The sequence below is a fragment of the Streptomyces sp. 1114.5 genome, from assembly GCF_003635085.1.
GTDB lineage: Bacteria > Actinomycetota > Actinomycetes > Streptomycetales > Streptomycetaceae > Kitasatospora.
Map to the genome: position 1 here is coordinate 1,385,071 of NZ_RBXE01000001.1, position 13,177 is coordinate 1,398,247.

Below are 13,177 nucleotides of genomic sequence, written 5' to 3' on the forward strand. Positions count from 1 at the left end.
TCCACAAGCCGCCGGCACCCCCCGGACAGGAGGGGGCCGGCGGCAGGTGGCCGTGCGGGGTGGTCAGCGCTTGGGACGCCAGACGACGAGGGCGCTGGACTGGGGGGTGGGGGGCTGGTACGGGACCAGGTCGCGGCGGTAGGAGGCGTGGACGGCAGCCTCGCGCTGCTGGAGGGCGGCGGCGGCGCCTTCGAGGGAGTCGACCAGTTCGGTGACGCGGGACTGGAGGGCGGTGACCTGGTTCTCCAGCTCGATGATCCGCTTGATGCCCGCCAGGTTGATGCCCTCGTCCTGGGAGAGCCGCTGGACCTCGCGCAGCTGCTGGATGTCGCGCGCGGAGTAGCGGCGTCCGCGGCCGGCGGTGCGGTCGGGGCAGACGAGGCCGAGGCGGTCGTACTGGCGGAGGGTCTGCGGGTGCAGGCCGGACAGTTCGGCGGCCACGGAGATGACGTACACCGGGGTGTCCTCGGTGAGGACGTACGTCGGCGGGGCGGCGGCCCGGCGGGGCCGGCGGGCGCCGGCACCGGGCAGGCCTTCGCCGAGGCCGGGGCCGATCGAGCCGTCGGGGTTGGTCGGATTCATCGGGGACATCTGGTCGTCACGCTCCCTTCGCCGCCCGGAAGAGGGCTGCTCGCGGATCGTCGGAGGCGGTGGCCTCGCGGTACTGCTCCAGGGCGTCCAGCGCGTCGCCGCTGACGTGCTGGGGGACCACGACCTCGACGGTGACGAGGAGGTCGCCGCGGGTGCCGTCCTTGCGGGTGGCGCCCTTGCCGCGGGCGCGCATGGTGAGGCCGTTGGCGCTGCCCGGGGGCAGCTTGAGCTTCACGGCGGGGCCGTTGAGCGTGGGCACCTCGATGGTGGCGCCGAGCGCAGCCTCGGGGAAGGTGACCGGGACGGTGACGGTGAGGTTGTCGCCCTTGCGGCCGAAGACGGGGTGCGGGTCCACGTGCACGGTGACGTAGAGGTCGCCGGGCTGGCCGCCGCGCTCGCCCTGGGCGCCCTTGCCCTTGAGGCGGATGCGCTGGTCGGCCTGGACGCCGGCCGGGATGCGGACCTGCATGGTGCGGGCGGAGCTGGCGCGGCCGCTGCCGTGGCAGTCGGTGCACGGGTCGTCGACGATCATGCCCCGGCCGCGGCAGTCCTTGCAGGGCTCGGAGAGGGCGAAGGCGCCCTGGCCGCGGCTGACGGTGCCGGCGCCGACGCAGGTCGGGCAGACCCGCGGGGTGGTGCCGGACTTGGCGCCGGTGCCGTTGCAGGTGCGGCAGGGGGCCTGGCTGGTCATCCGCAGCGGGACGGTCGCGCCGTCGACGGCCTCCTCGAAGGAGAGCGTCACCTCGGTCTCGACGTCGGCGCCGCGCCGGGGCTGGGCCTGCCGGCTGCCGCCGCGGTTGAAGAGGCCGCCGAAGACGTCGCCGATCCCGCCGCTGCCGCCGCCCTGGCTGCCGCTGAAGAGGTCGCCGAAGTCGAAGCTGTAGCTGCCGGGGCCGCCGGGGCCGCCGCCGGCCCGGAAGCCGCCGTTGGCGAAGAGGCTGCGGGCCTCGTCGTACTCCTTGCGGCGCTTCTCGTCGGAGAGGACGTCGTACGCCTCGGAGATGTCCTTGAACCGCTCCTCGGCCTTGGCGTCACCCGTGTTGGCGTCGGGGTGGAACTCGCGGGCCAGCTTGCGGTAGGTCTTCTTGATCTCGGTGGCGGTGGCGTCCTTGGGCACGCCGAGGACCTTGTAGTAGTCCTTCTCGACAAAGTCCTTGCCGCTCATGGCTCCCGCCACCTCCCGAGTTCCATCGTCACTGTGCTGTCAACAGCAGGGGAAAGCAAGGCCGTTGACAGCGCGCTGCGGAGCCGGCCGCCGTGTTGGCCGGCGTACGACTCCGCAGCGCACTGGTTGTCAGCTGTCACTGGCTGTCAGTTGTCCGAGCCACCGTCGGACTTGTCCGCGTCGCCGGACTTGGTGTCGGCGTCCGGGGCGGCGGTCGTCTGGGTGCCCGGCTGGGGCTCCGCGACGGCGACCATCGCCGGGCGGATGATCCGCTCGCCGATCCGGTAGCCGGGCTGGAGGATCTGCACGCAGGTGTCCTCGGTGACGTCCGAGGAGTAGCTGTGCATCAGCGCCTCGTGCATGGTCGGGTCGAAGGGCTCGCCCTCCTTGCCGAACTGCTGCAGGCCCAGCTTGGCGACGACCGTCTCCAGGGACTCGGCGACGGACTTGAAGCCGCCCGTCACCTCGCCGTGCTCGCGGGCGCGGCCGATGTCGTCCAGGACGGGGATCAGGGACTCCAGGATGTTGGAGACCGCGATCTCGCGGACGGTCAGCCGGTCGCGCTCGACCCGCTTGCGGTAGTTCTGGTACTCGGCCTGCAGGCGCTGGAGGTCGGCCGTGCGCTCGGCCAGCTCGCGCTTGGCGGTGGCGAGTTCGTCCGTGGAGCCCTCGGCGGCACCGGCCGCCGCGGCCTCCTCGGCGGCCTTGATCACGGCCTCTTCGGCGGCGGAGTCGTCGCCGGGCTTGCCGCCCTGCGGCTTGTCCGTCATGCCGCACCGCCCTTGGGCTTCTCGTCGTCCACGATCTCGGCGTCGACGACGTCGTCCTCGGCCTTGGCCTGGGCGGAGTCGCCGGCGGCGGCACCGGCGGGGGCGTCGGCGTTGGCGTAGAGCGCCTGGCCGAGCTTCTGCGCGGTGGTGGAGACCTTCTCCGAGGCCTCGCGGATCTTCGCGATGTCCTCGCCCTTCAGGGCCTCCTTGAGCTCGCCGATGGCGGTCTCGACCTCGGTCTTGACGTCGGCCGGGAGCTTGTCGGAGTTGTCGGCGATGAACTTCTCGGTCGAGTAGACGAGCTGCTCGGCGGAGTTGCGGGTCTCGACGGCCTCGCGGCGCTTGTGGTCGTCCTCGGCGTACTGCTCGGCCTCGCGGCGCATGCGGTCGACCTCGTCCTTCGGCAGCGAGGAGCCGCCGGTGACGGTCATCTTCTGCTCCTTGCCGGTGCCGAGGTCCTTCGCGGCCACGTGCATGATGCCGTTGGCGTCGATGTCGAAGGTGACCTCGATCTGCGGCAGGCCGCGCGGCGCCGGCGGCAGGCCGGTCAGCTCGAACATGCCGAGCTTCTTGTTGTACGCCGCGATCTCGCGCTCGCCCTGGTAGACCTGGATCTGCACGGACGGCTGGTTGTCCTCGGCCGTGGTGAAGATCTCGGAGCGCTTGGTGGGGATCGTGGTGTTGCGCTCGATCAGCTTGGTCATGATGCCGCCCTTGGTCTCGATGCCGAGGGACAGCGGGGTGACGTCGAGCAGCAGGACGTCCTTGACCTCGCCCTTGAGGACACCGGCCTGGAGCGAGGCGCCGATGGCGACGACCTCGTCCGGGTTGACGCCCTTGTTGGCGTCCTTGCCGCCGGTCAGCTCGCGGACCAGCTCGGCGACGGCCGGCATGCGGGTCGAGCCGCCGACGAGGACGACGTGGTCGATCTCGGAGAGCGAGATGCCGGCGTCCTTGATCACGTTGTGGAACGGGATCTTGCAGCGCTCCAGCAGGTCGGAGGTGAGCTGCTGGAACTGGGCGCGGGTGAGCTTCTCGTCCAGGTGCAGCGGACCCTCGGCGGAGGCCGTGATGTAGGGCAGGTTGATCGAGGTCTCGGAGGACGAGGACAGCTCGATCTTGGCCTTCTCGGCGGCCTCGCGCAGACGCTGCAGGGCCATCTTGTCCTTGGACAGGTCGACGCCGTGGCCGCCCTGGAAGGTCTTGACCAGGTGGTCGACGATCTTCTGGTCCCAGTCGTCGCCGCCGAGGTGGTTGTCACCGTTGGTGGCCTTCACCTCGACGACCCCGTCGCCGATCTCCAGCAGGGAGACGTCGAAGGTGCCGCCGCCGAGGTCGAAGACCAGGATGGTCTGGTCGTCCTTGTCGAGGCCGTACGCGAGGGCGGCCGCGGTCGGCTCGTTGACGATGCGCAGGACGTTGAGGCCCGCGATCTCACCGGCCTCCTTGGTGGCCTGGCGCTCGGAGTCGGAGAAGTACGCCGGGACGGTGATGACGGCGTCGGTGACGGTCTCGCCCAGGTAGGCCTCGGCGTCCCGCTTCAGCTTCTGCAGGATGAAGGCGCTGATCTGCTGCGGGTTGAAGTCCTTGCCGTCCAGGTTGATCTTCCACCCGGTGCCCATGTGGCGCTTGACCGAGCGGATGGTGCGGTCGACGTTGGTGACCGCCTGGCGCTTGGCCACCTCGCCGACCAGGACCTCGCCGTTCTTCGCGAAAGCGACGACGGACGGCGTGGTCCGCGCGCCCTCGGCGTTCGTGATGACGGTGGGCTCGCCACCCTCCAGAACGCTGACGACCGAGTTCGTCGTACCGAGGTCGATGCCGACCGCGCGTGCCATCGTAGATACCTCCACGGAAGAGTTGAGCTTTACAGGCTCAAGGATGCATGACCCGGCGGACAGCGTCAACAGCCATGAGCGGGTACCGCTCAACTTTGCTGAGCCGTGCGACGTTCCGGGCCTTGTGGCGCCGTGCGGTGAGGGTGGCGTTACGTGACTGCCGCCATAGCCTGGGAATCTTCTGGTGACGTGTGGACGACCGGTAATGTCCGGGCCGTCGGCCCGGCAAGTTACCGACGAGTACACTTCCTTCAGATTCCAGAACACAGCCCAACAGGAAGCCGCAGGAGACGGAGAGCCGATGCAGCTAGCAGCGATCGTCATCTCGCTGGTCACCTTCGTGATCGGCACCGCGCTCGCCCTTCGTGCGGCGTGGCACATCTTCAAGGTGGTGCTGACCGGCGCGCCGGACTCCACCCGATTCGGCAAGCCCGCCCAGCGGGTGAAGACCCTCGCCGTCGAATTCGTCGGCCACACCAGGATGAACCGCTGGGGGATCGTCGGCATCGCCCACTGGTTCGTCGCCGTCGGCTTCTTCAGCCTGGTGCTGACCATCGTCAACGCGATGGGCCAGCTCTTCGACGCCGAGTGGGAACTGCCGATCATCGGCCACTGGATGGTCTGGCAGCTCTTCGTCGAGCTCGTCGGCACCCTGACCACGCTGGGCATCGCGACCCTGATGGTGATCCGGCTGATGAGCCTGCCGTCCAGGTCGGGCCGCAAGTCCCGGTTCGCCGGCTCGATCGCCTGGCAGGCCTTCTACGTCGAGTACACGATCCTCGGCATCGGTCTCTGCATCCTGATGCTCCGCGCGCTGGAGGGCGCCCTGGCCGGCGTCGACTCGTACGGCCCGGAGCACCTGGTCTCGTACCCGATCGTCTCCGCGCTCAGCGGCCTGTCGCACGGCACCCTGGAGAACCTGGTCTACCTGTTCGCGATGCTGAAGATCTGCATCTCGTTCGCGTGGGCGACCACCATCGGCCTCAACCCCTCGATGGGCGTGGCCTGGCACCGCTTCCTCGGCTTCTTCAACATCTACTTCAAGCGCGAGGAGGACGGCGGCACCGCGCTCGGTGCGCTCCGTCCGATGACCAGCAAGGGCCAGCCGATCGACTTCGAGGACCCGGCCGAGGACGCCGTCTTCGGCGTCTCCCAGGTCGAGCACTTCTCCTGGAAGGGCATCCTCGACTTCTCCACCTGCACCGAGTGCGGCCGCTGCCAGTCGCAGTGCCCCGCCTGGAACACCGGCAAGCCGCTCTCGCCGAAGCTGCTGATCATGAGCCTGCGCGAGCACGCCTACGGCAAGGCGCCGTACCTGCTGGCCGGTGGCGGCAAGGACATGGAGGGCACCGAGCAGGCCACCTCCGAGCAGCTCAAGGACGTCCCGGCGGCCGCCCTGGCCGAGGCCGAGCGCCCGCTGGTCGGCACCGCCGAGGAGAACGGCGTCATCGACCCGGACGTGCTGTGGTCCTGCACCACCTGCGGCGCCTGCGTCGAGCAGTGCCCGGTGGACATCGAGCACATCGACCACATCGTCGACATGCGCCGCTACCAGGTGATGATCGAGAGCAACTTCCCGACCGAGGCCGGGACGATGCTCAAGAACCTGGAGAACAAGGGCAACCCGTGGGGCATGGCCACCAAGGCCCGCCTGGACTGGGTCAAGGAGCTCAAGAAGGAGACCGGCATCGAGGTGCCGGTGATCGGCGAGGACATCGACCCCGCCGAGGTCGAGTACCTCTACTGGGTCGGCTGCGCCGGCGCCCTGGAGGACCGCGCCAAGAAGACCACCAAGGCCTTCGCCGAGCTGCTGCACACCGCGGGCGTGAAGTTCGCGATCCTCGGCAAGGAGGAGACCTGCACCGGTGACTCCCCGCGCCGCCTGGGCAACGAGTTCCTGTTCCAGATGCTCGGCGCGCAGAACGTCGAGACCCTGAACGCCGCGCTGGAGGACGCCCCGACCAAGCGGATCGTGGCCACCTGCCCGCACTGCTTCAACACCATCGCCAACGAGTACCCGCAGCTGGGCGGCCACTTCGAGGTCATCCACCACACCCAGCTGCTGCAGCACCTGATCGACGAGGGCAAGCTGCTGCCGGTCAACCCGGTCGAGGGCCTGATCACCTACCACGACCCCTGCTACCTGGGCCGCCACAACAAGGTCTACACGCCGCCGCGCGAGATCATGGACAAGGTCCCCGGCCTGCGCCAGCAGGAGATGCACCGCCACAAGGAGCGCGGCTTCTGCTGCGGCGCCGGTGGTGCCCGGATGTGGATGGAGGAGCGCATCGGCAAGCGGATCAACACCGAGCGCGTGGACGAGGCGCTGTCGCTCAACCCCGACATCGTCTCCACCGCCTGCCCGTTCTGCCTGGTGATGCTCTCCGACTCGGTCAACGGGAAGAAGAACGAGGGCGCGGCCAAGGAGCACCTGAAGGTGGTCGACGTCGCCCAGCTGCTGCTCGACTCGGTGAAGGCGACCCCGCCGGCCGAGGCCGAGGAGCGGACGGAGACGGTGGACGCGTAGCGGTCCGCCGCCGCCCGAAGGCCCACTGTTCGAGATCCTGCTGTTCGACAGTTCTGCTACAACCGCCCGGCCCGGTGGACGCCGTCAACGCGCCTGCCGGGCCGGGCTTTCGGCGTCGGAGCCGATCTCCGGCGGGACGGCCGGCGGGCGGCGGGTGACGCCAATCGCACAGGTGCCGGACGGGTATTCGGTCAGAAGGAAATACAGTAGGCGCCGGACCGGCCTCGTGCCATGGTCCACCCGTACCGGTCGCAGGGCCGGCCGGGAACCGACCCGACCGGCCGGCCGGGTCCAGACCACCGACGGAGGTATCGGCCCGCCGGGCCGGGCCGCAGAGACCACAAGGGGAACAGCGCAGACCATGACCGAGGCGATCATGCTGGTCGGTGGTAAGGGCACGCGACTGCGTCCGCTGACCACCCACACCCCCAAGCCCATGCTGCCGGTGGCAGGCGTCCCGTTCATCGCGCACCAGCTGGCCCGCGCGGCCGCCGCCGGCGTCACCCGCGTCGTGCTGGCCACCTCGTACCTGGCCGAGGTGTTCGAGGACCACTTCCAGGACGGCACCCCGTACGGCATCGAACTGGTCTACCTGACCGAGCGCGAGCCGCTGGGCACCGGCGGGGCCATCCGCAACGCCGCCTCCGGTCTGACCTGCGGCCCGGACGAGCCGGTCCTGGTCTTCAACGGCGACATCCTCTCCGGCGTCGACATCGCCGCCCTGCGCGACGGCCACGTGGCCGCCGGGGCCGACGTCACCCTGCACCTCACCCGGGTCGAGGACCCGCGCGCCTTCGGCCTCGTCCCGACCGACGGGAACGGGCGGGTGCTGGAGTTCCTGGAGAAGCCGGAGACCCCGGAGCAGATCGTCACCGACCAGATCAACGCCGGCTGCTACGTCTTCACCCGGTCCGTGATCGACCGCATCCCGGCCGGCCGGGAGGTCTCCGTCGAACGCGAGACCTTCCCCGAGCTGCTGGCCACCGGCGCGCTGCTGCGCGGCGTCGTGGACACCTCGTACTGGCTGGACCTCGGCACCCCGGCCGCCTTCGTCCGCGGCTCGGCCGACCTGGTGCTCGGCAAGGTCGACTCCCCGGCCGTCCCCGGGCCGACCGGCGACGCCCTGCTGCTGCCCGGCGCCACCGTCCACCCGGGCGCGGTGCTCAGCGGCGGCACCGTGGTCGCCGAGGATGCGGTGGTCGAGGCCGGCGCGATCGTCGAGGGCAGCGTGATCCTGCCGGGCGCGGTGATCGGCCCGGACACCCTGGTCAAGGACTCGATCGTGGGCGCCTACGCGACCATCGGCGACCGCTCGGCGCTGGACGGCGCCGTGATCGGCGACGGCGCGATCGTCGAGTCGGACAACGAGCTGCCGAACGGCATCCGGATCGCCTGCGGCACCCTGCTGCCGGTCGGCGCCGTCCGCACCTCGGCCGGCCCTGGCGGCTGCCCGGCCGGCACCAGCGCGGCGGCAGCGGTGCACGGGCGGTCGGTCAGCGCCCAGCGCTGACCGCGGCTCCCGCCCGGCCACCGGGCGGCTTTCGGCCCCGTTCGTCTCAGCCTCGCTGCAAACCGGCCCCGGCTTGGTCCGGGGCCGACGGGGACTGGGCCGGACGGGTACCTTCGGACCGTGGCTGGTAATCGATACGACAGCGGTCAGGGCGCCGACCGCCCGCACGGCGGGTGGTCGGCCCCTCCGCCACCGGCGGGGGCGCCCGGGGGGCACGGACAGGCGGACGGGCCGGAGTACTTCACGGCCCCGCACCCGGCAGGACCCGGGACCGGACCCGAGTACGACCCGTACGGGGCGGACCACCCCGGCAACACCAGGGCCTTCCCGGCCGGCGACCCGTACCCGGGCGGCGCCTACGGCTCCTACGGCCCCTACGACGAGGGCTACGGGCAGCAGCAGCCGCCGTACAGCCAGGACCAGGCCTACGGCTACGACCAGGCTTACGGCCAGGAGCCCCCGTACGGTCACGACCAGGCTTACGGCCAGGAGCAGCCGTACGGCCAGGACAATGTCGCCGTCTACCGCGCCGGCGGCCGGTCCGCCCCGCACGTGGCCGGCCCCCGCCCGCACTGGCGCGAGCTGTTTGTCGGCCTCTTCCGCACCCCGACCGCGATGTTCGACCGCACCCGCGACCACCAGGTCTGGCTGCCCGCCCTCACCGTCTCGCTGCTGTACGGCGCGCTCGCGGTGCTCGGCATCGGGCTGACCCACGACGACATCGTCAACTCGACCTTCACCGTGGCGCTGACCGGCATCCTCGCCGCCGCCGTCGGCTTCACCGTGGCCGGCGCGATCTTCGGCGGGGTCACCTACGCGCTGGCCCGCCAGCTGGGCGGCGACGGCCCGTGGAAGTCCACCGTCGGCCTGGCCGCGCTGATCGGCTGGCTGACCGACGCGCCCCGGCTGCTGCTCGACCTGGTGCTGCCCTCCGGCAGCGCGGTCGTCCAGGTCGTCGGCTGGGCGACCTGGATGCTCTGCGCCTTCCTGCTGACCGCCATGGTCCGGCGGCTGCACGACCTGCCCTGGGGCAAGGCCGCCGCCGCCTCGGCGCTGCAACTGCTCGCGCTGCTGGTGCTGATCAAGCTGCCGACCCTGGGCTGACGGGCGAAGGGCAGAATGGGGGCGGGCCGCAGCCGAGCGCCGCGGCCCGCCGACCCTCTTCGACCCGAGTGCACCGGAGCCAGGCATGACCCTCCCCACCACCCACGTCAGCTTCCCGGCCGGGGCGGTGACCGGCGAGTCCCCGGTGCTCGCGGTGCACCAGCTGGCCGACGGCCGCTACGCCGTCGTCACCGAGGCGACCCCGTTCCACCCGCTCGACCACACCTGGCCCGACCAGCCGGCCGACCACGGCACCCTCACCGTGGACGGCACCGAGCTGGCCGTGGTCGACTGCCTGACCGGCGCCGTCGGCCCGGAGGGCGACGCCCTGCTGGTCGGCGCCGACATCCCGGTGCGGCGCGGCGACGAGGAGTGGTCCTGGCTGGTCCTGCACGTCCTGGGCACCGACCCCGGCGACATCGTCGGCCGCACCGCCGCGCTCGCCGTCGACGCCGACCGCCGGGGCGCCCTCAGCGCCTCGCACAGCGGCTGCCACCTGCTCGCCCTCGCCCTCAACGCCGCGCTCGCCCCGCGCTGGCGCAAGGACCCGGGCCGCTCGGACGCCTTCGGCAACCCGGACTTCGACAGCCTCGCCATGGCCAGTTCGGTGATGGACACCGACGCCAGCACCGACACCTACCGGCTCGGCAAGTCGCTGAAGAAGAAGGGCTTCACGGTGGACGCCACCGAGGAGTTCCCGGCCCTGGCCGACGCGCTGCCGGCCCTCACCGAGGCCGTCAACGCCCGGCTCGCCGCCTGGGTCGCCGCCGACGCCCCGGTCCGCATCGAGGTGCCCGGCCCCGAGCTCACCGCCCGCCGGCAGTGGCACTGCGAGCTGCCCGAGGGCGGCGCGCAGATCTTCTGCGGCGGCACCCACCTGCACCACCTCGGCGAGCTGGCCGAACTCCGCACCGAGCTGCGGCTGTCCGAGGACGGCACCGAGCTGGTCGCCGTCACCAGCCCCAAGCGGGCCTGAGAAACGCCGCGGGCGGCCACCCCTCGCGGTGAGGGGTGGCCGCCCGTCTGCGTGCGCTCCGCGTGCCGCCGGCCCGTCCGGCCGTCGGCTTTCCGTCCCGGACCTCGGTTCTCGGACCTCGGTGCCCAGAGGGTCTCAGATCTCGGTGCGGTGGAAGTTCAGGTACGAGCGGGACGGCGTCGGGCCGCGCTGGCCCTGGTAGCGCGAACCGTAGCGCTCCGAGCCGTACGGGTGCTCCGACGGCGAGGAGAGCCGGAACAGGCAGAGCTGCCCGATCTTCATGCCCGGGTAGAGCTTGATCGGCAGCGTCGCCACGTTCGACAGCTCCAGCGTCACGTGGCCGCTGAACCCGGGGTCGATGAAGCCCGCGGTGGAGTGGGTGAGCAGGCCCAGCCGGCCCAGGCTCGACTTGCCCTCCAGCCGGGAGGCCACGTCCTCGGGCAGCGTGATGACCTCGTACGTCGAGGCCAGCACGAACTCGCCGGGGTGCAGGATGAACGCCTCGTCCCCGTCCGGCTCGACCAGCCGGGTCAGGTCCGGCTGCTCCTCGGAGGGGTCGATGTGCGGGTACTTGTGGTTCTCGAACACGCGGAAGAAGCGGTCGAGGCGCACGTCGATACTCGACGGCTGGATCATCGCCGGGTCGAACGGGTCGATGGAGACCCGGCCCAGGTCGATTTCGGTCCGGATGTCCTTGTCAGAGAGCAGCACGCTTCGAGGTTACGTGCAAGAAAGGGCCCCGGACGAATCCGCCCGGGGCCCACCTGCCCGTCCGCCGACCGCCGGTCGACCGTCCGCCGACCGTCAGGCCAGGAACTCCGCGGCCTCCAGCCGCATCGCCTGCGCCAGTTGCGGCTCCGACAGCTCCCGCACGTCGGCCAGCACCGAGCTCCGGAGCCGTCCGCACTGCGGACAGCGGATCAACCGTCCGGGCCCGAGGCGGCCGGGACCGAGGTTCTGCATCGGGAACGTGGTGGTGCTGAACAGGTGCCCCTCGGCACAACGAACGACGGCGCGCTGCTCCATCGATCCCCTTCCCATCCCTAACCCAGTACTCACCCGTACTCAGACGCCCCGGCGGCCTGGCCCCGGGACAGCGTCACATTAGGGGATGTTCCGGACATTCCTCACCATGGCTCGCCGCCCGGCCCCACCCGCCGGAGCACTCGCACGCGGCCCACACAGTACGCCCCGGACCCGCCTCCACCCCGCTCCGCCGCACCCTCGGACCCCTTGTGCAACCACAGTCCCGAATGGGGTACAGTGGCACTGGATCGAGCGGTCTCTGACGGCTCATCAGGCGGGCGTAGTTTAATGGTAGAACATGAGCTTCCCAAGCTTAGAGCGCGAGTTCGATTCTCGTCGCCCGCTCCAGCAGTAAAGGCCCAGGTCAGCGACCTGGGCCTTTCGTATTGTCTGGACCAATTCGGCCTCGCCGTGCCAGACCCGTGCCAGAACGCAGCCGCCCCCAGGCGAGGTGTGCTCGATGGGGGCGCCAGGAGCCGTCCTCAGCCGGCGGTGCCGAGGGCTTCGGCGAGGCGTGCGTCCTGGTCGGGGGAGAGGCCGAAGCGGACGCCGCGGGGGCTGTAGGAGCCGCCGCAGAGCAGCACGCGGCTGAGGTGGGTGGCGGTGCTGGCGCCGCTGAGAGGAGAGCTCCCTTCGAAGAACCACGTCTCGCCGTCCCAGAAGGGGTGGTCGAGCAGGGCGTCGGCGAGAGTGGCCGCGGCCTCGGGCGGAGTGCCGATGGCGGCAAGGATGCGGGCGACGGTCGCGGTGGCGTCGGCCGACAGGTCAACGTCGCCGAGGATGGGCAGCAGGAGGAGCAGGCGGGCGTCCGGGTCAGTGATCCCCGGCCCGTCACCGGGGCGCCGGGCGACGTGGACCAGCTCGGACCAGGCGAGCCCGGGGCCGCTGAAGTGGCCCTCGATGCTGGCCAGCGAGCGCGGCCGGTCCCAGTCGGGGTGGGCCACGTAGTAATCGATCCCTTCGTCCTCGGTGAAGTTGCGGTGGACGATCAGGATGGTGTGGCCGTGTTGTATGGGCAGCCGGATGACGGGCCAGGCGGCCGGGTCGGAGAGCCGCTCGTAGGCAGCGTCCAAGTCCGCGCCGTCGGCGCCGAACAGGGCGGGCTCGGGCTCGAAGTCCTCGCCTTCCGCGAGCCACAGTAGGTACGCGGCCCAGAACCCGGGCAGGGCGAGCAGTTCCTCGCCCGAGATCAGGGGGGCGTTCTCGTGTCCGGTGATCAGCACAAGAGCATGTTGCCAGCCGATGACGATGTCAGCGTGAGGTAGCCCAGGCAGGCCGAAGAACTGCTGGGTCCCGGTGGCGGTGCGTCGATGGGGCCTCCACCGGGATCCAAGGGACTGCTTCAGATCTTCTGAAGCCACCAGATGAGCCAGCTCATGACAGCGGCGCCGAGTGCCGAGGCAGCGCCTCGGAGCATGTGCCGGCCGAAACCGGCCCAGGCGCGGCTGGTGAGTCGACGCAGCCGTCCGGCGAAGGCCGTCCACGTCCGGGCCAGTGTCGCAGTCTTCCTAGTCGTCGCGAGCGCTTGCATCGTCCACCTCTTGTGTCAGTCGAGCGGTCAGGCTCTGACGATCCGACACCCAAGCGGTGTTGCGCCCGGCGCAACGGGTTGCCAGATCGCGGGCAACACGTATTCGTGTTGCGGAATCCCGCGCAACAGTCCGGGACAG

Annotated in this window: 10 protein-coding genes, 1 tRNA gene and 1 pseudogene; 5 read left to right on the forward strand and 7 right to left on the reverse strand. The window is 70.8% G+C overall.

Annotated elements, in window-relative coordinates:
- Positions 1-63 precede the first annotated feature (63 nt).
- From BX285_RS05960 to dnaK, 4 genes are all read right to left on the reverse strand, one after another.
- On the reverse strand, positions 64-591 hold the full coding sequence (locus tag BX285_RS05960; protein ID WP_183107011.1) for a heat shock protein transcriptional repressor HspR: 528 nt from the start codon (positions 589-591) through the stop codon (positions 64-66).
- Between the two features lie 7 nt (positions 592-598).
- Complete coding sequence (gene dnaJ / locus BX285_RS05965) at positions 599-1,756, reverse strand: molecular chaperone DnaJ (protein WP_097236999.1); 1,158 nt, start codon at positions 1,754-1,756, stop codon at positions 599-601.
- Positions 1,757-1,902: 146 nt separating this feature from the next.
- Positions 1,903-2,526: a nucleotide exchange factor GrpE gene (gene grpE / locus BX285_RS05970; RefSeq protein WP_097237000.1), complete on the reverse strand. Its 624-nt coding sequence runs from the start codon at positions 2,524-2,526 to the stop codon at positions 1,903-1,905.
- Positions 2,523-4,364 (reverse strand): molecular chaperone DnaK, encoded by a 1,842-nt coding sequence (gene dnaK, locus BX285_RS05975; protein ID WP_030056611.1) that lies wholly within the window; start codon positions 4,362-4,364, stop codon positions 2,523-2,525. Before dnaK ends, grpE begins: the two co-directional genes overlap by 4 nt.
- Positions 4,365-4,665: 301 nt before the next feature.
- Between dnaK and BX285_RS05980 the strand changes: the two genes are divergently transcribed.
- From BX285_RS05980 to BX285_RS05995, 4 genes and pseudogenes are all read left to right on the forward strand, one after another.
- Positions 4,666-6,891 carry a (Fe-S)-binding protein gene (locus tag BX285_RS05980; RefSeq protein WP_097237001.1) on the forward strand — a complete coding sequence of 742 codons (2,226 nt, stop codon included), beginning with the start codon at positions 4,666-4,668 and terminating at the stop codon, positions 6,889-6,891.
- Positions 6,892-7,252: 361 nt separating this feature from the next.
- Positions 7,253-8,326, forward strand: a pseudogene (locus BX285_RS05985) (sugar phosphate nucleotidyltransferase); the annotation flags it as partial.
- 195 nt (positions 8,327-8,521) lie between these two features.
- Positions 8,522-9,505 carry a Yip1 family protein gene (locus tag BX285_RS05990; RefSeq protein WP_121174618.1) on the forward strand — a complete coding sequence of 328 codons (984 nt, stop codon included), beginning with the start codon at positions 8,522-8,524 and terminating at the stop codon, positions 9,503-9,505.
- Positions 9,506-9,590: 85 nt separating this feature from the next.
- Positions 9,591-10,481 (forward strand): metal-dependent hydrolase, encoded by an 891-nt coding sequence (locus BX285_RS05995; protein ID WP_097237004.1) that lies wholly within the window; start codon positions 9,591-9,593, stop codon positions 10,479-10,481.
- Between the two features lie 135 nt (positions 10,482-10,616).
- Here the strand turns inward: BX285_RS05995 and dcd are convergent, their stop codons facing one another.
- Positions 10,617-11,192, reverse strand: a complete 576-nt coding sequence (dcd, locus tag BX285_RS06000) for a dCTP deaminase (RefSeq protein WP_030056616.1) — start codon at positions 11,190-11,192, stop codon at positions 10,617-10,619.
- A 93-nt stretch (positions 11,193-11,285) separates the two neighbouring features.
- On the reverse strand, positions 11,286-11,507 hold the full coding sequence (locus BX285_RS06005; protein WP_030056617.1) for a hypothetical protein: 222 nt from the start codon (positions 11,505-11,507) through the stop codon (positions 11,286-11,288).
- A 274-nt stretch (positions 11,508-11,781) separates the two neighbouring features.
- On the opposite strand from BX285_RS06005, the gene BX285_RS06010 reads away from it, so the two are divergent.
- Positions 11,782-11,855, forward strand: a tRNA-Gly gene (locus BX285_RS06010).
- Between the two features lie 134 nt (positions 11,856-11,989).
- On the opposite strand, the gene BX285_RS06015 is transcribed toward BX285_RS06010, so the two are convergent.
- Complete coding sequence (locus BX285_RS06015) at positions 11,990-12,730, reverse strand: hypothetical protein (RefSeq protein ID WP_259470443.1); 741 nt, start codon at positions 12,728-12,730, stop codon at positions 11,990-11,992.
- Between the last annotated feature and the right edge of the window lie 447 nt (positions 12,731-13,177).

Coding starts and splice junctions, on each gene's coding strand:
- grpE (WP_097237000.1), bottom strand. CDS start 2,526: ATGACGGACAAGCCGCAGGGCGGCAAGCCCGGCGACGACTCCGCCGCC.
- BX285_RS05995 (WP_097237004.1), top strand. CDS start 9,591: ATGACCCTCCCCACCACCCACGTCAGCTTCCCGGCCGGGGCGGTGACC.
- dnaK (WP_030056611.1), bottom strand. CDS start 4,364: ATGGCACGCGCGGTCGGCATCGACCTCGGTACGACGAACTCGGTCGTC.
- BX285_RS05980 (WP_097237001.1), top strand. CDS start 4,666: ATGCAGCTAGCAGCGATCGTCATCTCGCTGGTCACCTTCGTGATCGGC.
- dnaJ (WP_097236999.1), bottom strand. CDS start 1,756: ATGAGCGGCAAGGACTTTGTCGAGAAGGACTACTACAAGGTCCTCGGC.
- BX285_RS06005 (WP_030056617.1), bottom strand. CDS start 11,507: ATGGAGCAGCGCGCCGTCGTTCGTTGTGCCGAGGGGCACCTGTTCAGC.
- BX285_RS05960 (WP_183107011.1), bottom strand. CDS start 591: ATGTCCCCGATGAATCCGACCAACCCCGACGGCTCGATCGGCCCCGGC.